11 protein-coding genes, 1 tRNA gene and 1 other RNA gene (1 of these 13 only partly in view) are annotated in these 21,948 nt (G+C 69.2%); 8 read left to right on the top strand and 5 right to left on the bottom strand.

The window, feature by feature from the left end; translation table 11 throughout:
• Positions 1-160 precede the first annotated feature (160 nt).
• The 3 genes from ACZ5IQ_RS26975 to ACZ5IQ_RS26965 all read right to left on the bottom strand — a co-directional run bounded on the left by ACZ5IQ_RS26975 (position 161) and on the right by ACZ5IQ_RS26965 (position 2,186).
• Positions 161-1,174, bottom strand: coding sequence for a S1C family serine protease (locus ACZ5IQ_RS26975; protein WP_406804544.1), 1,014 nt, complete (start codon positions 1,172-1,174; stop codon positions 161-163).
• Positions 1,175-1,218: 44 nt separating this feature from the next.
• Positions 1,219-2,019 carry a hypothetical protein gene (locus ACZ5IQ_RS26970; protein WP_464480522.1) on the bottom strand — a complete coding sequence of 267 codons (801 nt, stop codon included), beginning with the start codon at positions 2,017-2,019 and terminating at the stop codon, positions 1,219-1,221.
• Between the two features lie 81 nt (positions 2,020-2,100).
• A tRNA-Ser gene (locus ACZ5IQ_RS26965) sits at positions 2,101-2,186 on the bottom strand.
• A 68-nt stretch (positions 2,187-2,254) separates the two neighbouring features.
• Here ACZ5IQ_RS26965 and ffs point away from each other — a divergent pair.
• The 3 genes from ffs to ACZ5IQ_RS26950 all read left to right on the top strand — a co-directional run bounded on the left by ffs (position 2,255) and on the right by ACZ5IQ_RS26950 (position 5,880).
• Positions 2,255-2,351: signal recognition particle sRNA small type (gene ffs / locus ACZ5IQ_RS26960), an RNA gene on the top strand.
• 28 nt (positions 2,352-2,379) lie between these two features.
• Positions 2,380-3,663 carry an aspartate aminotransferase type Ic gene (locus ACZ5IQ_RS26955; RefSeq protein WP_464480521.1) on the top strand — a complete coding sequence of 428 codons (1,284 nt, stop codon included), beginning with the start codon at positions 2,380-2,382 and terminating at the stop codon, positions 3,661-3,663.
• 213 nt (positions 3,664-3,876) lie between these two features.
• Positions 3,877-5,880, top strand: a complete 2,004-nt coding sequence (locus tag ACZ5IQ_RS26950; RefSeq protein ID WP_464480520.1) for a DNA polymerase III subunits gamma/tau — start codon at positions 3,877-3,879, stop codon at positions 5,878-5,880.
• Here ACZ5IQ_RS26950 and ACZ5IQ_RS26945 read toward each other — a convergent pair whose 3' ends face one another.
• Both ACZ5IQ_RS26945 and ACZ5IQ_RS26940 read right to left on the bottom strand, forming a co-directional pair.
• Complete coding sequence (locus tag ACZ5IQ_RS26945; RefSeq protein ID WP_464480519.1) at positions 5,881-7,185, bottom strand: class I SAM-dependent methyltransferase; 1,305 nt, start codon at positions 7,183-7,185, stop codon at positions 5,881-5,883.
• Positions 7,182-8,573: an FAD-binding oxidoreductase gene (locus ACZ5IQ_RS26940; protein ID WP_464480518.1), complete on the bottom strand. Its 1,392-nt coding sequence runs from the start codon at positions 8,571-8,573 to the stop codon at positions 7,182-7,184. The genes ACZ5IQ_RS26945 and ACZ5IQ_RS26940 overlap by 4 nt, the downstream gene beginning before the upstream one ends.
• Before the next feature lie 71 nt (positions 8,574-8,644).
• Here ACZ5IQ_RS26940 and ACZ5IQ_RS26935 point away from each other — a divergent pair, with 71 nt between their 5' ends.
• From ACZ5IQ_RS26935 to ACZ5IQ_RS26915, 5 genes are all read left to right on the top strand, one after another.
• Complete coding sequence (locus tag ACZ5IQ_RS26935; protein ID WP_020101051.1) at positions 8,645-9,082, top strand: SRPBCC family protein; 438 nt, start codon at positions 8,645-8,647, stop codon at positions 9,080-9,082.
• A 107-nt stretch (positions 9,083-9,189) separates the two neighbouring features.
• Positions 9,190-9,522 (top strand): YbaB/EbfC family nucleoid-associated protein, encoded by a 333-nt coding sequence (locus ACZ5IQ_RS26930; RefSeq protein ID WP_029105129.1) that lies wholly within the window; start codon positions 9,190-9,192, stop codon positions 9,520-9,522.
• A 1-nt stretch (position 9,523) separates the two neighbouring features.
• A complete protein-coding gene (gene recR / locus ACZ5IQ_RS26925) occupies positions 9,524-10,135 on the top strand; it encodes a recombination mediator RecR (RefSeq protein ID WP_029105128.1) in 612 nt (203 codons plus the stop codon).
• Between the two features lie 382 nt (positions 10,136-10,517).
• Positions 10,518-10,742, top strand: coding sequence for an MbtH family protein (locus tag ACZ5IQ_RS26920; RefSeq protein WP_318983915.1), 225 nt, complete (start codon positions 10,518-10,520; stop codon positions 10,740-10,742).
• Positions 10,743-10,785: 43 nt separating this feature from the next.
• Positions 10,786-21,948: the 5' end (the start) of a non-ribosomal peptide synthase/polyketide synthase gene (locus ACZ5IQ_RS26915; RefSeq protein ID WP_464480517.1), read on the top strand. The gene runs 19,764 nt beyond the window's last position; 11,163 of the gene's 30,927 nt are visible here — the first part of the coding sequence; its start codon is at positions 10,786-10,788; the stop codon falls past the right edge of the window.

Here is a 21,948-nt window from a genome sequence, read left to right as displayed (position 1 = left end):
CTCGCGATGGTGTCCCCGCCAAGGGCCTCGTCAGTCGGCAAAACCGCATTTCGGCACGTCAGGGGGCCGTGGCAAATAGCCTTCACGCGCGGTACCCGCTTAGTGCCGGTATCCAGCTACTTTGACGGACTAGTAGATTTTTTTGCCAGAAAGTTACGTGTCAGGACGTCAGCACGGCCTTGGCGGTGTGCTGCTGGCCCGCGCGGTCGATCCAGAACAGCTCGACGACGTCGCCGGGGTAGTGCCGGTCCAGCACGCTGGTGAGCGCACTCGCCGAGCTCACCGTGACGGCGTCGATGCTCACCAGCACGTCACCCGGGACCATCCCGGCGATTTGCGCGGGGCCGCCGCTGATCACGTCGCGGATGAGCACACCGGGCAGCTGCGAGTGCTCGTCGGTGCCGCCGACGCCGACGCCGAGCAGCGTGGGCTGCCCGATGTGGATGTTGTTCGACGCCGCGCCGGCCCGGATCTGCGCGGCCGTCGCCAGCGCCTCGTTGATCGGGATCGCGAAGCCCTCGCCGCCCGGGCCCATGTGGAAGTTCAGCGTCGCCGCGACCGTCATCCCGACCACCCGGCCGTCGGCGGAGACCAGCGGGCCGCCCGAATCGCCGGCGCGGACCGGGGCCGCGAACTGGATCAGGCCCGTCACCTGCTCGGAACTGCCCGTCAACTCGTCCTTGGCGGTGATGGTGCGGTTCAGCCCGATGACGTGACCGGCCTCGTGGGTCAGTGAGTTGCCACTGCCGTCGGCGTTGCCCAGTGCGACGACCTCGTCGCCGACGGCCACCGCCGACGAGTCGCCCAGCGGGGCGACCGGCAGGTCGGCCGCGCCGCGCAGCTGCAGCACCGCGATGTCGCGGTGCCGGTCGTAGCCGACCAGGTCAGCGCGGTATGGCCGCCCACCGATGGTCGCGGTCACCTTGTCGGCGCCCTGTACGACGTGGAAGTTGGTCAGCAGCGCGCCGCCCGAGTCCAGGACGAAGCCGGTACCGGCACCGATGGCGTGCTGGTAGTTGATGACGGTGTCGACGCGCGCGGTCGCGGGTTCGACGACGGCTGCGGCCGCGGACGGGTCAGCGTGGGTGACGGGGGCGAGGCTGATGGTGGCCACGGCAACGGCCGCCGCGGTGGCCGCGGTGCCGAGCCGACGGCAGAAGCGGAACCCGCCCATGTGCTGTCCTCCGGACTGCGAGGTGATGGCCCTGCGAATGGCCCTTAGGCTCCGCGCCCGAACAAGCCGGAGCCTTTGCCGGAGCGGCGGTTGCGCAGCTTACCGGCGGGGGCGTCGTCAGTGGCCGTTTCTTCCGCCTCGTCCTCGTTGGTGTCGGCGGTCTCTTCGCCGGACGTCTTGGCCGCTTCATCGGATTCTGCGGCGTCGGCGTTACCAGCGTCGTCGGCTTCGGTGGTCTCGGCCGCGTCGTCGTCGGCCTTGTCCGTGGCCTCTTCTTCGGCCTCGGCTTCGGTGTCAGTCTCGCTCTCATCGCCGGCTTCCGCGACTTCAGCGGCGACGGCCGGGGCCTCATCGGCGGCCTCGGCCTTGCGGCGGCCGCGGCGCTTGCTGTCGTTGACCTTCAGCGGCGCCGGCGGCGGAGGCGGCAACTCGGCGACGAAGGCCAGGTAGAACGCCAGGGCGGCGAGCAGGGCCAGGCCGGCCGCGCCGCCGTAGATACCGAAGAGCCAGGTGCCGGCCTGATCCAGGGTCAGCCAGATCTCGCTGATCGCAGCGCCGATGATCAGGACGCCCGCGGCGATGTGCAGGACGATCGACCAGGTGCGCAAGGTCAGCGCCAGCTGCGGGGTGCCGTACTCCGGCAGGGCGGTGCGCTGGCGGGTGAACAGGACCGGCAGCGCCGACAACGCGACGATCAGGCCGCAGACGATGCGCATCGCGGTGCCGAGGGTGTGCGACCAGTCGCCGGTCAGCTCGTTCCACCGGGGCAGCGCGAAGAAGAAGTACAGCAGCCCGGCGAGGATGAGGAACGACGCGTGCCAAATGATCGCTACCGGCCGCCGCATACTGCTCCTCGAGGGTTTTTCGCTCTGATAGTGGGCCGGGGTGCGACCGGCTGATCAGCTGGTCGCACCCCGGACCGAGTGCGGAGGATAGGGGATTTGAACCCCTGAGGGCTGTTAACCCAACCCGCGTTCCAGGCGAGCGCCATAGGCCACTAGGCGAATCCTCCGTCGACAAGGGTACCCGACCCGGATCCGACGCCCTACTCGTGTGCCACTGGGTGGGTACTACACTCGTGGCCGGACCCCGCGCGGCGTCCATCCTGTGAACTCCCCCAGGGCCGGAAGGCAGCAAGGGTCAACGGGCTCTGGCGGGTGCGCGGGGTCCCCTATGTTTTCGCGATCTGATGCGAGAGGCGCGCCGTGTCGTTTCTGTCCCTCGGCCGTGACGAATTGCAGGCCCAGCACGATCTGCAACAGCGCAATTACGCCGAACTGCAGGCCCGCAACCTGGCCCTCGACCTGACTCGCGGCAAGCCGTCGGCAGAACAGCTCGACCTGTCGAACGCCATGCTGAGCCTGCCGGGAGACACCCCCGGTTCCTACCTGGACGGCAACGGCACCGATACCCGCAACTACGGCGGCCTGCACGGCCTGCCCGAGCTGCGGGCCATCTTCGGTGAACTGCTCGGGCTGCCCGTGCAGAACCTGATCGCCGGCAACAACGCCAGCCTCGAGTTGATGCACGACGTCATCGTGTTCTCGCTGCTGCACGGCGGCGTCGATTCGCCGCGCCCCTGGGTGCAAGAACCCGCCCTGAAGTTCCTGTGTCCGTCGCCCGGCTACGACCGGCACTTCGCGATCACCGAGAGCTTCGGCATCGAGATGATCCCGGTCCCGATGCTCGAGGACGGTCCCGACGTCGACCTCATCGAGGAGCTGGTGGCCGCCGACCCGGCGATCAAGGGCATGTGGTGCGTGCCGGTCTTCGGTAACCCGACCGGCGTCACCTACTCGTGGGAGGCCACTCGCCGGCTGGTGCAGATGCAGACGGCGGCACCGGACTTCCGGCTGTTCTGGGACAACGCCTACGCCGTGCACACGCTGACGCACGAGTCGGTCCAGAACGTCGACGTCGTCGGCCTGGCCGCCACCGCGGGCAACCCGAACCGGCCGTACGTCTTCGCCTCGACGTCCAAGATCACCTTCGCCGGCGCCGGCGTCAGCTTCTTCGGCGGCTCGCTCGGCAACATCGCCTGGTACCTGCAGCACGCCGAGAAGAAGACCATCGGCCCGGACAAGGTCAACCAGCTGCGGCACCTCCGGTTCTTCGGTGACGCCGACGGCGTGCGGCTGCACATGCAGCGGCACCAGGCGCTGATGGCGCCCAAGTTCGCGGCCGTCGCCGAGATTCTCGACGACCGACTCAGCGCGTCGAAGATCGCGTCGTGGACCGACCCCAAGGGTGGCTACTTCGTCAGCCTCGACGTGTGGCCGGGCACCGCGAAGCGGACCGTGGCGCTGGCCAAGGACGCCGGCATCGCGGTGACGGCGGCAGGCGCATCGTTCCCGTACAAGAAGGACCCGGAGGACAAAAACATCCGGATCGCGCCTTCGTTCCCGCCGCTGCCGGACCTGCGCCTCGCCATCGACGGCTTGGCGACGTGCGCGCTGCTGGCCGCGACCGAGGCGCTGCTCAAGGACTGAGGTCCTGCCTGCTCTGTGCGTTGACTCTGTACTGAGGGCGCAGTTGTGCGAGTAGCGGGGTGCGCAGGCACAGGGTCAATCGAGTCGTGGTGGTCGTGTTCGCCGAGCCTGACTGCACGGCGATTTGCGGCCTGATTTTCCGCCACCACGTCAGCTTCGCGGAATGGCGAATCCACCAGAGCACGAGTCGGACCCGCTCGGTAGCCTTCTTCCGTGGCTCTCTACCGCAAGTACCGACCGGCAAGTTTCGCTGAGGTAGTCGGGCAGGAGCATGTCACCGAGCCGCTGTGCAACGCGCTGGAATCGGGCCGCATCAACCACGCCTACCTGTTCTCCGGGCCGCGCGGCTGCGGCAAGACGTCGTCGGCGCGCATCCTGGCCCGCTCACTGAACTGCGAGCAGGGGCCGACGGCCAATCCGTGCGGCGAATGCCATTCGTGCGTGGCGCTGGCGCCGAACGGGCCTGGCAACATCGACGTCGTCGAACTCGACGCCGCCAGCCACGGTGGTGTCGACGACACCCGCGAACTCCGTGACCGGGCGTTCTACGCGCCGGCGCAGTCGCGGTACCGCATCTTCATCATCGACGAAGCGCACATGGTCACCAATGCCGGTTTCAACGCGCTGCTGAAGATCGTCGAGGAGCCGCCGGAGCACCTGATCTTCGTGTTCGCCACCACGGAGCCGGAGAAGGTGCTGCCGACCATCCGGTCGCGCACCCATCACTACCCGTTCCGGCTGCTGCCGCCGAAGACCATGCGCGGCCTGCTCGAGAAGATCTGCGCGCAAGAAGACGTGCAGGTCGACGATGCGGTGTACCCGCTGGTCATCCGGGCCGGTGGCGGCTCGCCGCGTGACACGTTGTCGGTGCTCGACCAGCTGCTGGCCGGGGCCGAGCAGAACCGCGTCGTGTACCAGCGGGCGCTGTCGCTGCTCGGCGCCACCGACCTCGCGCTGATCGACCGCGCCGTCGACGCGCTGGCCGCCGGCGACGGCGCCGCGCTCTTCGGAGCCGTGGAGTCGGTGATCGACGCCGGGCACGACCCACGCCGGTTCGGCACCGACCTGCTGGAGCGCTTCCGGGATCTGATTGTCCTGCAGGTGGTTCCGGACGCCGCGGCCCGCGGTGTGGTCGACGCGCCGGACGACGTCATGGAGCGCATGCGGGACCAGGCCGCACAGATCGGCACCGCGACGCTGACCCGGTACGCCGAGGTGATGCACGCCGGGCTCGGGGAGATGCGCGGCGCGACGGCACCGCGGCTGCTGCTCGAAGTGGTGTGCGCCCGGCTGCTGCTGCCGTCGGCCAGTGACACCGAAGCCGCTCTGCTGCAACGCATCGAGCGCATCGAGACCCGGATGAACGTGTCGATCCCGGCTTCGGAGGGCGGGGCCGTTGCTGCCCCGCGTCCCGCTCCGGTGGCGGCCCCGGTCCCGGCACCGGCCGCCGAGTCGTTCGCGGAGGCCCCGAGCGCCCCGAGCGCTCCGCCGGCTCCGTCGGGTTCGGCAGGAAATCGGCAGTTCACGCGGAGAAGTCAAGCCCCGCAATCGGTTTCGGCACCCGAACCGGAGCCGACGCCGCCACCCGCACCTCCGGCGCCGCGGCCCGAGCCGCGTCCGGCGCCCGAACCGGCGCCGGTTCAACGTGAAACATCACCTGAACCCGTCGCCCCGCCGGCTGCCGCACCGGCAGCGGCGGCGCCCGTGCAGCCGGCCGCCGCGACACCCGGTGAGCCCGATGCCGCCGCCGTGCGCGCCATGTGGACGACGGTGCGCGAGAAGGTCCGCATGCGCAGCCGCTCGCTGGAAGCCATGCTCATGGAGGCGACGGTCCGCGGTATCGAGGCGGACACTTTGGTGTTGGCGCACCCGGCCCCGCCGCTGGCGAGGCGCCTCAGCGAGCAGCACAACGCCGACGTCATCCGCGAGGCGCTCAAGGATGCCCTCGGGGTGAACTGGCGGGTGCGGTGCGACGCCGGTGCGGCACCTGCGGGTGCGGCCGGGGGCCCGTCGGCCGGTTCCGCGCCCGCGGCGGCAGCCCCGCGTCCGGCGGCCCCGACGCCCGAGCAGCAGGCCGCCGTGGAGCGGGCCGAAGAAGAGGACATGCTGGCCGACGCCGCCAACGACCGCGGCACGGACGTGCCCCGCCGCGACCCCGAAGAGGTGGCGCTCGAACTGCTCAAGAGCGAGCTGGGCGCCCGCCCCATCGGGGAGTGATCAGGGCGTCCACCAGGGCCGCAGCGGCAGCCCGCCGTTGGCCCCGTGCTCGTCGAGTTTGACGGCCAGGACCTGGTGCAGCTGAACGACATTGGTCTCGAATCCCACGCGGGAACCGGCCATGTACATGCCCCAGACCTTGGCCGTGGCCAGGCCGACCTCGGCGACCGCTTCGTCCCAGTTCCGCACCAGGTTGGCGCACCAGTCGCGCAGCGTCAGGGCGTAATGCGGGCGCAGGTTCTCCTCGTGCAGCACCTCCAGCCCGACATCCTGGGCGGTGGCGATGATCCGCCCCGAGCCGGTCAGCTCTCCGTCGGGGAAGACGTAGCGGTCGATGAACCCGCCGATGTTCCCGGCGCGGTTGTGCGGCCGGGTGATGCAGTGGTTGAGCAGCAGTCCGCCGGGGCGCAGCCGGTCGTGTAGGAACCGGAAGTAGGCCGGGTAGTTGGCGACACCGATGTGCTCGGTCAGACCGATCGAGGACACCGCGTCGAAATTTCCTTCCCGCACATCGCGGTAGTCGCCGTGCACGACGCGGGCGAGATCGGCCAGGCCTTCGTCGGCGATGGCGCGCTGCGCCCAGCCGGCCTGCTCCGCCGACAGCGTGACACCGGTGGCCTGCACACCGTGCCGGGCGGCGTACCGGACCATGCCACCCCAGCCGCAGCCGACGTCGAGCAGCCGGTCGCCGGGCTGCAGGCGCAGCTTGTCGAACACCAGCCGGTACTTGTTCTCCTGGGCTTCCTCGAGCGTGGCGTCGGGCCGCGGGTAGCAGGCGCAGGTGTACGTCATCGACGGCCCGAGCACCCGTTCGTAGAACGCGTTGGAGACGTCGTAGTGGTGATGGATGGCCTCGGCATCCCGGATTCGGCTGTGCCGCAGCCCTTCTGCCATCCGGCGCCATCTCGGCAGCGCCTCCTGCGGGGGCGGGGCGATCGGCAGCAGGTGTTCGAATCCGATGGACCGCACGATGTTCGCCAGCACCCGGATCGGCGGACGCTTGAATTCCACCTTGTCGGCCAGCGCCTTGAGCAGTTCGTAGGGGTCGCCCGGATGCACGCCGAGCGCAGCGAGATCGCCTGCGACGTAGGCCCGGGCCAGGCCCAGATCGCCGGGTGCGGTCGCCAGATAGGTGGTGCCGCGCGGGGTGAGCAGGCTCAGCCCCAGCTCGGCGTCCTCGGGGCCGGCCGAACTGCCGTCGTACGCCTCGAATTTGAGGGGCAGCCGACCACTCGAGAAGCTCTCCAGGACCTCGGCCAGCGTGAGCCTGCCGGCGGTCGTCCCTCGATCGTCAGTTGTCGTCATTGCCGTTGTACCGCCTTCTCATAGAGACCTAGTAGCCGCGATTCGGGGTCGTAAACGTCTTTGACCTTCTGGTACTCCGCGCCGCCGTAGCGCCGGTCGAATTCCTCACGCGAATAGAACGACTCGGAGTACAGGGACTTGTGGCCGCCGCATTCGTCGACCTTGTCCTCGATCAGGCGGTTCGTCTCACCGGCCACCTGTCCGGCCGGGACCGATGACCAGAACCCGACGTTGACGTAGTTGCGGTGGGGCTGGATGGGATACAGCGGCCAGCGGGTGTCATCGCGTAACCGCAAGGGGCACAACCAGATCGGGGTGATGGGCACACGTGCCAGGAACCACTCGAGAAAGTCGACGACGCGCTCGACCGGCACCTCGACGTCCTGCACCACCCGTTCGCGCAACGGCTTTTCCGGGGCCAGGAGGCTGCGGCGCTCGATCCGGTCGGCGATCCGGAAGCGCTGGTCGAGGCCGACGAGCTTCCAGTAGACGCTGCTGCGCCGGTACCGGCGGGGCCACAACCGCCGGATGAGTGGGCGTTGTGCGCCGAAGGCCGCCGAACACCAGAACCAGTCGGTGTCCCAGCGCCAGAGATAGTCCTGCGTGGTGAGCCGGTCGTGCCGCTCACCGGAGTCGTGCTGGATGGAGCGGTAGAAGATGCGCTGACCGGTGTAGTCGCTGACCGGGCCGTCGGTCCCGGTCTTCATGCCGAGGCACAGGTAGCTTTCGTCGGGCCCGAACACGACGCCGTCGAGGTAGTCCACCGGCACACCGTCGTGGCCGCCGGTGTCGAGGATGCGCTGCAGCTCGTCCACCAGATCGGCCACCCGGTGGAAACGCAGGTGCCGCAGCTTCACGAACGGGCGGACCGGCTCCAGCTCGATGCGCAACCGTACCGAATAGCCCAGCGTCCCATAGGAATTCGGGAAGGCGTAGAACAGGTCGGAGTGGGTGTGCGGTGATGCCCGGATCAGTTCGCCGGCCCCGGTGAGAATGTCGAGTTCCTGCACGGACTCGTGCGGCAGGCCGTTGCGGAACGACGTCGACTCGATGCCCAGCCCGGTGACCGCGCCCCCGAGGGTGATGGTCTTGAGCTGCGGCACGACAAGCGGCGCCAGGCCGAACGGCAGCGTCGCGGCGACCAGCGTCTCGTAGGTGCACATGCCCTGCACGTCCGCGGTGCGATTCTCGGTGTCGACGGCCAGCACGCCGTTCAGCCCCGAGACGTCGAGCCCCTTGGTCTTGGTGCGCGCACGCGCCCGGAACAGGTTCGACGTCGGTTTCGCCAGCCGCACCGTCGCCCCCCGCGGGATGGCGCGATAGCTGTCCAGCAGTCGCTGAACGGCCGCCTCGTGGGCGGCCGTCGCATCGCTCGTGACAGCAGTCACACATATACGCTAGACCGAGATCGCGGTCCTCGCGACCGCAAGGGAAGCCGTATGAACAGGAGTTTTACCTGATGGGACAGGTCAGTGCGTCCAGCACCGTGTTGATTCTCGCCGAACCGGAGAAGGTGCTGGCAGCAGTCGCCGACTACCAGACGGTGCGCCCGAAGATCCTCTCGTCGAACTACAGCGGCTACCAGGTGCTCGAAGGCGGACAGGGCGCCGGCACCGTCGCCACCTGGAAGCTGCAGGCCACCAAGAAGCGCTCGCGTGAGGTCAAGGCCACCGTCGACGTCGCAGGCAAGAGCGTCATCGAGAAGGACGCCAACTCGTCGATGGTGACCACGTGGACCGTCGCCCCGGCGGGCACCGGCTCGACCGTCACCGTCAAGACGGCGTGGCAGGGTGCCGGCGGTATCGGCGGCTTCTTCGAGAAGACCTTCGCCCCGCTGGGCCTGCGCAAGATCCAGGACGAGGTGCTCGGCAACCTGAAGAAGGTTGTCGAAGGCTAGCTCTTCGGCGCACGGAGATTCTTTTCGCGGCCAGTCGGTCGCCCGGTGATCCGTCGGGCGACTAGGCTGGCGCGCACACCCGATCATCGAAACTCGAGGGGACCGTCATGCAACCCGGTGGCCAGCCCGATATGTCCGCGCTGCTCGCTCAGGCGCAGCAGATGCAGCAGCAGCTCATGGCGGCGCAGGAGTCCCTGGCCACCTCGTCGGTGACCGGTCAGGCCGGTGGCGGTCTGGTCAAGGTCACCATGATGGGCAGCGGTGAGATCACCGCGCTCACCATCGACCCGAAGGTCGTCGATCCCGACGACATCGAGACGCTGCAGGACCTCATCGTGGGTGCCCTGGGCGACGCCTCCGAGCAGGTGACGCTGATGGCGCAGCAGCGCCTCGGCCCGCTGGCCGGCGGCATGCAGGGCATGGGCCTGCCCGGGTTCTGATGTGTTTGAAGGACCCGTACAGGATTTGATCGACGAACTCGGCAAGCTGCCGGGGATCGGGCCGAAGAGTGCCCAGCGCATCGCGTTCCACCTGCTGTCGGTGGAGCCGCCGGACATCGACCGGCTGACCGCGGTGCTGAACCGGGTGCGTGACGGCGTCAAGTTCTGTGCGGTGTGCGGCAACGTGTCCGACGACGACCGGTGCCGCATCTGCAGCGATCCGCGCCGCGACGGCTCCCTGGTGTGTGTCGTCGAGGAGCCCAAGGACGTCCAGGCGGTGGAGCGCACCCGCGAATTCCGCGGGCGCTACCACGTCCTGGGCGGCGCACTGGATCCGCTGTCCGGCGTCGGGCCGGAACAGCTGCGAATTCGCGAGCTGCTCAACAGGATTGGGCAGCGGGTCGACGGCGTGGACATCGTCGAGGTGATCATCGCGACCGACCCCAACACCGAGGGCGAGGCCACGGCGACGTACCTGGTCCGCATGCTGCGCGACATTCCGGGGCTGACGGTGACGCGCATCGCGTCGGGTCTGCCGATGGGTGGCGACCTCGAGTTCGCCGACGAGCTGACGCTGGGCCGGGCCCTGGCCGGCCGCCGCGCGATGGTCTGACGCGCGGCTCGGCCGCGGTTGTCTGACGCCCGGCCCGGCAAGCTCATCCGCCCCGGTTCAACTCGCTCCCCGCCGAAACCGCATTCGGTCTGGCCCCGTCACCCATTTTCCCTGCCAAATTACCGTTTCCGCAGATTTGGCTAACGAGCTGACGCGGCGGGTGAGGGGCGTGTACTGGGAAGTCCGTACCGGTATCGGCATCCGGCAAAGAATTGCGCCAAAGTTGTTGTTTCCTTGGGGATTTCGCGTCGATCGCGCGGCTGCGGCCCGTTGGCAAACACGTGTGTGGGAACTCAGTGTGGGCATGTAGCATTCGCGCACGGGCCAACCGGAGGATCGGAAGCCCCAATTATCTTGAGCGTCAATTCTTTTGGGGAGCACCATGAGCACCAACCCGTTCGATGACGACAATGGCACCTTTTTTGTGTTGGTCAACGACGAGGAGCAGCACAGCCTGTGGCCCACGTTCGCGGACGTTCCCGAGGGTTGGCGAGTGGTGCACGGCGAAGCCGACCGTGCCTCGTGCCTGGAGTACATCGAACGGGAATGGACCGATATCCGGCCCAAGAGCTTGCGTGACCGACTGTCGGTTGGGCAGCCGCGCTGAGCCTTCGTTAGTTCAGGGGTAGTTCGTCATTTCAGTGTTTGGGATGGATCTCGGCGATTCGTCGTTGCCTGTCACGCGTGGGCAGTTGGACATCTGGCTCGCGCAGGAAACCGGTCAATCGGCTGCGGAGTGGCAGCTCGGCATCTTCGTAAAAATTGACGGGCCGGTTGATTTCGAGATCTTCGAGCAATCGATCCGCCACGTCGTGGGCGAGGCCGACCCGGTGCGGGCGACGTTCTCGGAATCCGATGGGCAGGTGCGGCAGCGGTTGCTCGACGTCGCCGACATTGAGGTGGCCTTTCACGATCTGACCCACGCCGACCAGCCGATGGCCGAGGCGCGCGCGACGGCCTCGGCGCTGCAGCGCACCCCCATGCCGCTCGACGGCCCACTGCTGCGCTTCGCCTACTTCCGGGCCGGCGCCGACCAGTCCTTCTTCTTCGCCTGCTGCCACCACATCGTCGCCGACGGCATCGGACTGGCGCTGGTCCTGCAGCGCATCGCCGCGGTCTACTCGGAATCCGTTGCGGGAGTGGCGATTCAGCCCTCCTACTTCAGTTCGCTGCGGGACCTGCTGGAGTCGGAGGAAGCGTACGAGGCCTCCCCGGACTACGCCGAGGACGAGGCGTACTGGGCGGCCAACCTGCCCGCAGAGCCGACGCGCGAACTACCGCCTGATGACGTCGCGGGCGCCGACGGCTCGTCAGAGCCGATCCCGCTCGCCCCCGCGCTGCTGTCCCAGGTCGAACGACTGTGTGCGGACTGGGACGTGCGCCGGTCCACGGTGCTCATCGCGGCGTGCGCACTGGTCCTGCGTGGCCGGGCGGCCGAGGGCCACGAGGTCGTGCTCGACCTGCCGGTGACGCGGCGCGTGCTGCAGGTGTCGAAGACGTTGCCCGGCATGGTCGCCGGGGTGGTCCCGCTGGTGCTGCAGGTTTCCCCCGACGCCACGGTCGCCGAATTCTGCGCGCATGTGCACACCCGAACCCGAGAAGCGGTGCGCCATCAGCGATTTCCCGTGCAGGCCCTGGAGCGCAAGATTCACGGGCCGGGTGCGGACCGGATCGTGGTGGACTTCCTGCCGTCGGGATTCACCGTGCCGCTGGGCGAGGCCACCGCGGCAGCTCAGCTGATCTCCGGGCTCGGACGCGGCTCCGGACTGGCGTTCTCGGGTACGGGCGACGAACTCTCCGTCACGACGTTCGGTACCCGGCAGCTCGACGTCGTGGAACTGGCGGACCAGCTGCACCGCGTCCTGACCGCCATGACGGCGGACCCGGCGCAGCGTCTGTCGGCGTTGCCGGTACTCGGTGCACCGGTCGAGGACCGGCTGGCGGAGCTCGGAAACTGGGCGACGCTTGCCGCCGAAACGACAGTGCCGCTGTCGATCCCGGCACTTTTCGAGGCTCAGGTGGCTCGCGTGCCGGAGGCCGTTGCGCTTAGCGGTGATGGTCGGCCCCTGACCTACCGGGAGCTGGACCGCGCGTCGAACCGCATGGCTCAGCTTCTCGCCGACCGCGGCGCGGGTCCGGGGCGCCGAGTCGCGGTGATGCTGCCGCGTTCCGCCGAGGCCATCGTGACCATCCTGGGCGTGCTCAAGACCGGCGCGGCGTACCTGCCTATCGACCCGGCACTGCCGGCGTCCCGAATCGCCTTCATGTTCGACGATTCCGCACCGTTCGCGGCCGTCACCACCACGGCCCTGGCTGACCGGTTCGACGGCTTCGACGGCGTCGTCATCGATGTGCGGGAGCTGTCCGACGGGCCCGACGACTGGCCGGCCGCAGCCGGCCCGGAGCCCGACGATGTCGCCTACGTCATCTACACCTCGGGCACGACCGGGACGCCGAAAGGCGTTGCGATCGCCCATCAGAACCTGACGCAGCTGATTGCTTCGCAGGATGCCGGCCTGCCGTCCGAGCAGGCCTGGTCGCATTGGCATTCGTACGCCTTCGATTTCTCGGTGTGGGAGATTTTCTCGGCGCTGCTGCGCGGCGGTCGGCTGGTGGTGGTGCCCGAGTCGGTGTCCGCCGATCCGGCCGAGTTCCATGACTTCCTGATCGCCGAAAAAGTCACCGTTCTCACCCAAACGCCCTCTGCCATCGGGATGTTGGACATGGCAGGGCTGGAGTCCTGCGCGCTGGTGATGGGCGGCGAGGCGTGCCCGGCCGAGGTGGTCGAACAGTGGGCGCCGGGCCGCACGATGGTCAACGGCTACGGTCCGACCGAGACCACGATCTACGCCGCGATCAGCGCGCCGCTGGCGGCCGACGCCGGCGCGGCGCCGATCGGCGCGCCACCGCGCGGCACGGCATTGTTCGTGCTGGACGGCTGGATGCGGCCGGTGCAGCCCGGCGTGGTCGGCGAACTGTATGTGGCCGGTGCCGGGGTGGGTGTCGGGTATCTGCACCGGACCGCCGTGACCGGATCACGTTTCGTGCCATGCCCGTTCGGCAGGCCCGGCGAACGGATGTACCGCACGGGAGACCTGGTGTACTGGGGCGAGGACGGACAACTGCGGTACGTCGGGCGCGCCGACGCCCAGGTCAAGATCCGTGGCTACCGCATCGAATTGGGTGAAGTCCAAACAGCTTTGGCCGCAGTCGACGGCGTCGTGCAGGCGGCGGTGATCGTCCGGGAAGACCGTCCCGGCGACAAGCGCCTCGTCGGTTACGTCACCGGCGCCGTCGATCCGGTCGAGGTGCGGGCCGCCCTCGTCGAGCGCCTGCCGGCGTACCTGGTTCCGGCCGCGGTCGTGGCGCTGACCGAGCTGCCGCTCACCACCAGCGGCAAGCTCGACACCCGTGGCCTGCCCGCCCCGGAGTACACGGGCGACGACTACCGCGCGCCGGACAGCCCGGTCGAAGAGATTCTGGCCGCCATCTATGCCGAGATCCTCGGCCTGGAGCCGGCGGCCGTCAGCGTCGACGACTCGTTCTTCGAGCTGGGCGGCGACAGCATTCTCGCGATGCAGGTGGCGGCGCGCGCCCGGGCCGCCGGCCTGGCATGCCGCCCGCGTGACGTGTTCGTCGAACAGACGGTGGCGCGCCTCGCGCAGACGGTGACCGTGACCGACGACGCGGACGATGTCGTCGACGAGGGCATCGGATCGGTGCCGGCCACCCCGATCATCCGGTGGTTCGCCGGGATCGAAGGACCGGTCGACGAGTTCAACCAGACCCTGGTGTTGCAGGCGCCGCACGGCGCCACCGGGGACGACGCGGTGATGTTGTTGCAGGCCTTGATGAATCGGCACGCCATGCTGCGGCTGCGGGTCGGCGCCGACGGGCAACTGTCGGTACCCGAGGCCGGCTCTGTCGATGCCCGCGACTGCGTCGTCGAGGTCGGCGAGCTGTCAGAGGCCGCCGTGGCCGCGGCGCGGCGACGGCTGAACCCGGGTGCCGGAGTGATGGTCAGCGCGTTGTGGGTCGGCCCCGGCCGGCAGCTGGTCCTGATCGTCCATCACCTCGCGGTTGACGGGGTGTCGTGGCGAATCCTGCTGGAAGACATCAACATTGCGTGGGCGCAGCATCGCGCCGGCCAGCCGGTGGAGCTGACGACGACAGGCACGTCGTTCCAGCGGTGGGCCACGCTGCTCAGCGAGTACGCGCACCATCCGGACGTGCGGGCGCAGGCGGTGGCCTGGCAACGGGCGGCCTCGGTACCGGCGGCGCTGCCGGCCGCGGACCCCGATGTGGACACCTACGCCACCGCGGGCCGGCTGTCGGTGACGCTCGACGCCGAGCACACCAGGGCCCTCCTCGGCGAGGTGCCGGCGGCATTCCACGCCGGCGTGCAGGACATCCTGCTGATCGGTTTCGCCCTCGCGGTCACCGAATTCCTGGGCACCGGTGGGTCGCCCGTCGGCATCGACGTCGAAGGCCACGGGCGTGACGAAGACATCGCCGACGCTGTCGACCTGTCGCGGACCGTCGGCTGGTTCACCGCCAAATACCCGGTCTCGCTGGCGATGCGCCAGCTGTCCTGGTCCCAGATCACCTCGGGCGACGAGGCGCTCGGCGCAGTTGTCAAGGCGGCCAAGGAACAGCTGCGTGCACAGCCCGCGGGCCTGACCTACGGGCTGCTGCGCTACCTCGACGACGACATCGATCTCGATGGCGCGGAGCCGAGCATCGGGTTCAACTACCTTGGGCGCCTCGGCTTTCCGCAGATCGCCGGTGTCGAAGAACTGTGGCGTCTCGGACGCGACGAACTGTCCCTGGCCGGCGCCGCGGCCCCGCTGCCGCTGTTCCACACCGTGGAACTCAACGCCGGCACCGTCGACACCGACGCCGGACCGCAACTGCAGGCCGACTGGACCTGGGCGACCTCGGTTCTCGACGACGCTCAGCTGAACCGGTTGAGCCGGTTGTGGTTCGAGGCGCTGGCCGGCATCTGCGCACACGTCCGGGCGGGTGGCGGCGGCCTGACGCCGTCGGACATCGCGCCGGCGCACCTGGGGCAGCAGCAGATCGACCAGCTGCAGCAGCAATACCGGGTCGCCGACATCCTGCCGCTGACGCCGTTGCAGCAGGGTCTGCTGTTCCACAGCAGCACCGCGCACGAGCGGGCGGACGTCGCGGCCGAGATGTACTCGGTGCAGCTGGACTTCACACTGACCGGCGCGCTGGACCCGCAGCGGCTCCGCGACGCCGTGCAACGCACCGTCAACCGGCATCCCCACCTGGCGGCCACCTTCTGCCAGCAGTTCGACGATCCGGTGCAGGTGATCCTGGCCGAGCCCGAAATCGCCTGGCGATTCGTCGATTTCGGCGCGACGGGCGTGCTCGACGAAGACGAGATTCAGCGGCTGTGCGCCGCCGAACGTATCGCGGTCGGCGACCTCGCCGGTGAGCCGCCGTTCCGGGCGCTGCTGATCCGCATCGCTCCGGACCGGCACCGGTTCGTGCTGACCAATCACCACATCGTGCTCGACGGCTGGTCGCTGCCGATCCTGTTGCGGGAAATCTTCGCCGGTTACGCCGGGCACCGGTTGCCGCCCGCGGCGTCGTACCGGAAGTTCATCACCTGGCTCGCCGACCGCGATCTCGATGCGGCGCGCGCGGCGTGGGGTGCGGTGCTCGCGGGCTTCGAGACACCGACGCTGGTGGGCCCGCAGGACCGGCTTCAGGACCGCCTGGGTCGCGGCCAGCGCGGCTTTGCGTCGTTCCAGGTTCCGGCGGAGACCACGCGCGCCCTCGGCGAGCTGGCGCGCTCCTGCCAGACCACCGTCAGCACCGTGCTGCAAGGTGCGTGGGCCGTGCTGCTGACGTCCTTGACCGGCAAGCACGACGTGGCGTTCGGAACCGCGCGGTCGCGGCTCGGCCAGCTCGATGTGGGCGACACCGAATCGATGGTGGGCCTGCTGATCAACACTGTGCCGGTGCGCGCCAACCTAACCGCGGGCACCACCGTCACCGGCCTGCTCGACCAGCTGCAGACCGCGCACAACGACACCCTCGACCACCAGCACCTGGCGCTGGGCGAGATTCACCGCGTCGCCGGCCACGACCAGCTGTTCGACACGCTGTTCGTGTACGAGAACTACCCGGTCGAGGCCGGCATGTCTGTCGGGGTCGACGACCTCGCCATCGCCGAGTTCGCGAACCGCGAGTTCAACCACTACCCGCTGACCGTCGAGGCGTTCCCGGGCGATGAACTCGGGCTGCACATCGAATACGACACCGAGGTGTTCAGCGCCGCCGGTATCGATGCGCTGATCGGCAGGCTCAGCCGGCTGCTGGTGGCGATGACCGCGGACCCGGCGCGAAAGCTGTTGTCCATCAACCTCCTCGACGCGGCCGAGCAGGACGAGTTGCGGCGCTGGTCGGGTGCCGGCGTACGGGCACCGATCGGCCTCGGGCCCGAGCTCCTGGCCGCGGCCGTCGCGGCCGATCCGGATGCAGTCGCCGTCATCGACGGAGCCCACAGTCTGACGTATCGCGAGCTCGACGAAGCCTCGAATCGATTGGCGCGCCTGCTGATCGCGGGCGGCGTCGGTCCCGAACGCGCCGTGGGTGTCGCGATGGACCGGTGCGCCGAACTGGTGGTGGCATGGTGGGCGGTGCTCAAGGCCGGCGGCGTGTACGTGCCGGTGGACCGCACCCATCCCGTCGAACGCATTGCCACGGTGCTGGATTCGGTTGCCGCCACGTGCGTACTCACCCGGGACACCGACCAGATCGGTGGCGCGGGATCACGTCCGGTACTCCGGGCGGATACCGACTTGTCGGACCACAGCGCCGAACCGGTCACCGACGCCGAGCGCTCGGCGCCGCTGACGGTCGACAACACCGCCTACGTCATCTTCACGTCGGGCTCGACGGGCGAGCCCAAGGGCGTCGCGGTCAGCCATGCCGGTCTGCTGGGTGCCGCTGCGGCACAACACGACTCGTACCGCCTGACGGCCGACGCGCGCGTGCTGATGGTCGCCGCCCCGACCTTCGACGCGTCGCTGTTCGAGATGCTGATGGCGACCGGCGCGGCCGCCGCGTTGGTGGTGGCGCCGCGGGACGTGTACGCCGGTGAGGCGCTCGTCGACCTGATGCAACAACACCGGGTCAGCGCGACGCTGCTGACCCCGACGGTGGTGGCATCGCTGGATCGGGCGCGGCTCGACGGACTGACCACACTGATCACCGGCGGTGAGGCCTGCCCCGAAGAACTGGTGCAGGCGTGGGCACCCGGGCGCCGCATGTTCAACGCGTACGGACCCAGCGAATCCACCATCTGGGCCACCGGCACGCCGCTGACGCCGGGGCGGCCGGTGAACATCGGGACGCCCATCGCGGGTACCCGGACCCTGGTGCTCGACGCGCAGCTCAACCCCGTACCGCCGGGCGTGACGGGTGAGCTGTACCTGGCCGGCCCCGCCGTCGCGCTCGGCTATGTGGGCCGTCCGACGCTGACCGCCGAGCGGTTCGTCGCCAATCCGCATGGCCGTCAAGATGATTCCGGCAGCCGGATGTACCGGACCGGCGACCTGGCGCGCTGGAACGCCGACGGCACGCTGGACTACCTGGGCCGGGCCGACACCCAGATCAAGCTGCGCGGCCAGCGCATCGAACTCGGTGAGATCGAGAGCGCGCTGCTGGCCTGCCCGCAGGTCAGCCAGGCGGCCGCCACCGTGCACCACGGCACCGGCGGCGCCCAACTCGTCGGCTACATCACGTTCGAACATGCCACCGACGGCACCCGCGACACCGAACACGACGCGGAGATCGTCGGGGAGTGGCAGGACATCTACGACGAGCTTTACGCCGCCGACGACGCGGAAGGTGAAGCGCCCGAGTTCGGTTCGGACTTCCGGGGCTGGAACAGCAGCTACACCGGCGAGCCGATTCCGCTGGCCGAGATGGAGCAGTGGCGGGCCGCCACGATCGACCGGATCATGGAGCTGCGGCCGCGGCGCGTCCTCGAGATCGGTGCCGGTTCCGGCCTGATCCTGTCCCAGATCGCACCGCACTGCGAGCAGTACGTCGCGACCGACGTGTCATCGGCGGCGGTGGACAAGCTGGCGCGGTCGTTGCGCGAGTTGGACATTCCGTGGCGTGACCGCGTCGAGTTCATGGCACGACCGGCGCACGTCACCGATGGGCTGCCCCGCGGCCATTTCGACACCATCATCGTGAACTCGGTGGTCCAGTACTTCCCCAATGCGGCATACCTGACCGAGGTCATCGACAAGGCCGTCGAGCTGCTGGCGCCCGGCGGCACCCTGTTCCTCGGCGACATCCGTAATCACAGTCTGCAGCACACTTTCCAGACCGCCATCGTGCTGGCCCGCAGCGAGAACGCCGGCACCGATGCCGCCGTGCTCCGGCAGCGTGTCGAGCATGCCGTGCTCGGTGAGGCCGAGCTGCTCCTGGCGCCCGAGTACTTCACGACCTGGGCCGCGCGGCGGGAATCCGCTGTCGGACTGGCCATTCGGATCAAGCGCGGTACCGCGGACAACGAACTCAACCGCTACCGGTACGACGTCACCATCCACAAGGCGCCCGCGTCCGGCCGGTCGGTGGCCGACATCCCGACCTGGACGTGGGACGACTGCGCCGACCTGGCCGGCCTGCAGCACCGGCTGGCCGACCTGCGGCCCGAGGCCATCCGCATCACCGACATCCCCCGCGCGGGCGTGCGCATCGACGTCCGGCTGGAACAGGAGCTCGCTGGGATCCCCGCGGACACCGAAATCCCCGAGGCCACAACGGAAGAACTGCACCGCGTCGGCGAACAGGCGGGATATCAGGTCGCCGTCACCTGGGGTGCCGCACCGGGCAGCGTCGACGCCGTCTTCGTCAGTCCGGGTGACAGCCCGCTGACCGACCTGTACCGGCCGCTCGCGCACACCGGCGTGCACGCCAACGAACCGCACAGCAGCACGAAGATCGGCGCCGTCCGGAACCGCCTGAGCGCGTGGCTGCCCGATTACATGGTGCCGCAGCACATCGTGGTGCTCGACGAGATGCCGTTGACCACATCGGGCAAGCTCGACCGCAAGGCGCTGCCGGCGCCCGAGTACACCGACACCGACGGCTACCGGGCCCCGGCCGGTGTGGTGGAAGAGATCCTCGCGGACATCTACGCCCAGGTGCTGGGTGTGCAGCGCGTCGGGGTGGACGATTCGTTCTTCGACCTGGGCGGCGACTCGCTGTCCGCGATGCGGCTGATCGGCGCGGTCAATTCGAGCCTGGCCGTGGACCTTTCGGTGCGCGCCCTGTTCGAGGCACCCACCGTGGCGCAGCTGGCCCCGCGCATCGGTGGCGACGCCACGCGCCTGGCTCCGCTGGAAGCCGGCGACCGGCCCGAGGTACTTCCGCTGTCGTTCGCGCAGAACCGCTTGTGGTTCTTCGACCAGTTGCAGGGACCGTCGGCCATCTACAACCTGGCCGTGGCGCTGCGGCTGCGCGGCCGCCTCGACACCGACGCACTCGGCCGCGCGTTGGCCGACGTGGTGGCCCGCCATGAAAGCCTGCGGACGTTGTTCGTGGCGCCGGAGGGCGCACCCCAGCAGGTGATCATCCCCGCGGACCAGGCCGACATCGGGTGGGAGACCATCGACGCCGGCGGCTGGCCGGCACATCGGGTCGACGACGCGGTGGGCGCGGCAGCCCGGCACACCTTCGACCTGTCGGCGCAGATCCCGTTCCACGCCAAGCTCTTCCGCATCACCGACGACAATCACATCCTGGTCGTCGTGGTGCACCACATCGCGGCCGACGGCTCGTCGGTCACGCCGCTGGTGCGCGATCTCGGACTGGCCTATGCCAGCCGGTGCGCGGGACGGTCTCCCGACTGGTCGCCGCTGCCGGTGCAGTACGTCGACTACACGCTGTGGCAGCGTGCACAATTCGGCGAACTCGACGATGCCGACGGTCCCATCGCCGCCCAGCTCGACTTCTGGCAGGACACCCTGGCCGGCCTGCCGGAGCGTCTCGACCTGCCCACCGACCGCCCCTATCCGCCGACGGCCGACCACCACGGCGCCCGGGTCACCGTGCAGTGGCCGGTAGCGCTGCAGCAGCAGATCCGCCGCGTCGCCCGGGAGCACAACGCGACCAGCTTCATGGTGATCCAGGCGGCCTTCGCGGCACTGCTGGCACGCATCAGCTCGACTTCCGATGTGGCGGTGGGCTTTCCGATCGCGGGCCGGCGTGACGCCGCACTCGATGATCTGGTCGGCTTCTTCGTCAACACCCTGGTGCTGCGCGTCGACCTGGGCGAGTTCCCGGGCGGCGACCCCACGTTCGTCGACCTCCTCGCGCAGGTCCGCCGACGGAGCCTGGCGGCGTACGAGCACCAGGACGTGCCGTTCGAGATGCTCGTCGAGCGGCTGAATCCCACCCGCAGCCTCACCCATCACCCGGTGGTCCAGGTGCTGCTGGGCTGGCAGAACTTCTCCTGGCAGGCCGGCGATGCGGCCGGGCTGGCCCTCGGCGACCTGCAGGTGACGCCGCTGACGGTCGATACCCAGACCGCCCGGATGGATCTGGCGTTCTCCCTGGGCGAGCGCTGGGACGGTGACGGCGAACCCGACGGGCTCGACGTGATGGTGGAGTTCCGCACGGACATCTTCGACGCGGAGAGCATCCAGGCGCTGGTCGGCCGATTCGAGCGAATGGTGTCGGCGTTCAGCGCCGATCCGGAGCAGCGGCTGTCGTCGGTGAACCTCCTCGACGACGTCGAGCAGGCCCGGCTGGACCGCTGGGGCAACCGCGCCGTGCTGGGTCAGCCGGCAGTGGTGACGACGGTGCCCGAGGTGTTCGCCGCCCAGGCCGCCCGCACCCCCGATGCGGTCGCGGTGGTGTGTGGCGACCGGTCCCTGACCTACCGGGAACTCGACGCGGCGTCGAACCGGCTGGCGAACCTGCTGACCGCGCAGGGCGCCGGGCCGGGACAGATTGTCGCCCTGCTGTTCCCGCGCTCGGCCGAAGCGATCGTGGCGATCCTCGCGGTGCAGAAGTCCGGCGCGGCATACCTGCCGTTCGACCCGGCGCTGCCGGCATCGCGCATCGAGTTCATGCTCGGTGATGCCGCACCGATCGCGGTTGTCACCACCGCCGAGCTCGCCGACCGATTCGACGGATTCGGCGTCACGGTGATCGACGTGGCCGATCCGCGGGTGGCGACGCAGCGCAGCACCCCGCCGCAGGGCCCCGCGCCCGACGACGTGGCTCACCTGATCTACACCTCGGGCACCACCGGGACGCCCAAAGGCGTTGCGGTCACGCAATACAACGTCGTCCAGTTGTTCCAGGGCCTGGAGATCGGCATCGAGTTGTCGCCGGCAGCCGGGGCGAGCGAAGCGACGGGAAATGCACAGGTGTGGACGCAGTTCCACTCCTACGCGTTCGACTTCTCGGTGTGGGAGATCTGGGGCGCGCTGCTGCACGGCGGGCGGCTCGTGGTGGTCCCCGACGCGGTGGCCCGCTCCGCCGATGACTTCCACGACCTGCTGGTGCGCGAGCGCGTCACCGTCCTCACCCAAACCCCTTCCGCGGCAGCGGTGTTGTCCACCGATGGGCTGGACGCGGCCGACCTGGTCATCGGCGCCGAGGCCTGCCCGCCCGAGATGGTCGACCGCTGGGCACCCGGCCGGACCATGGTCAACGTCTACGGTCCGACCGAGACGACCATGTGGCTGTGCAAGAGCCTGCCGCTGACCGCGGGCTCCGGGGCGCCGCCGATCGGCTCGCCCACGGCGGGCGCG

This window comes from Mycobacterium toneyamaense (assembly GCF_055384815.1).
This window is presented reverse-complemented; position numbering and strand designations above follow the sequence as displayed.

Coding starts and splice junctions, on each gene's coding strand:
- ACZ5IQ_RS26975 (WP_406804544.1), bottom strand. CDS start 1,174: ATGGGCGGGTTCCGCTTCTGCCGTCGGCTCGGCACCGCGGCCACCGCG.
- ACZ5IQ_RS26970 (WP_464480522.1), bottom strand. CDS start 2,019: ATGCGGCGGCCGGTAGCGATCATTTGGCACGCGTCGTTCCTCATCCTC.
- ACZ5IQ_RS26945 (WP_464480519.1), bottom strand. CDS start 7,185: ATGACGACAACTGACGATCGAGGGACGACCGCCGGCAGGCTCACGCTG.
- ACZ5IQ_RS26935 (WP_020101051.1), top strand. CDS start 8,645: ATGGGACAGGTCAGTGCGTCCAGCACCGTGTTGATTCTCGCCGAACCG.
- ACZ5IQ_RS26930 (WP_029105129.1), top strand. CDS start 9,190: ATGCAACCCGGTGGCCAGCCCGATATGTCCGCGCTGCTCGCTCAGGCG.
- ACZ5IQ_RS26920 (WP_318983915.1), top strand. CDS start 10,518: ATGAGCACCAACCCGTTCGATGACGACAATGGCACCTTTTTTGTGTTG.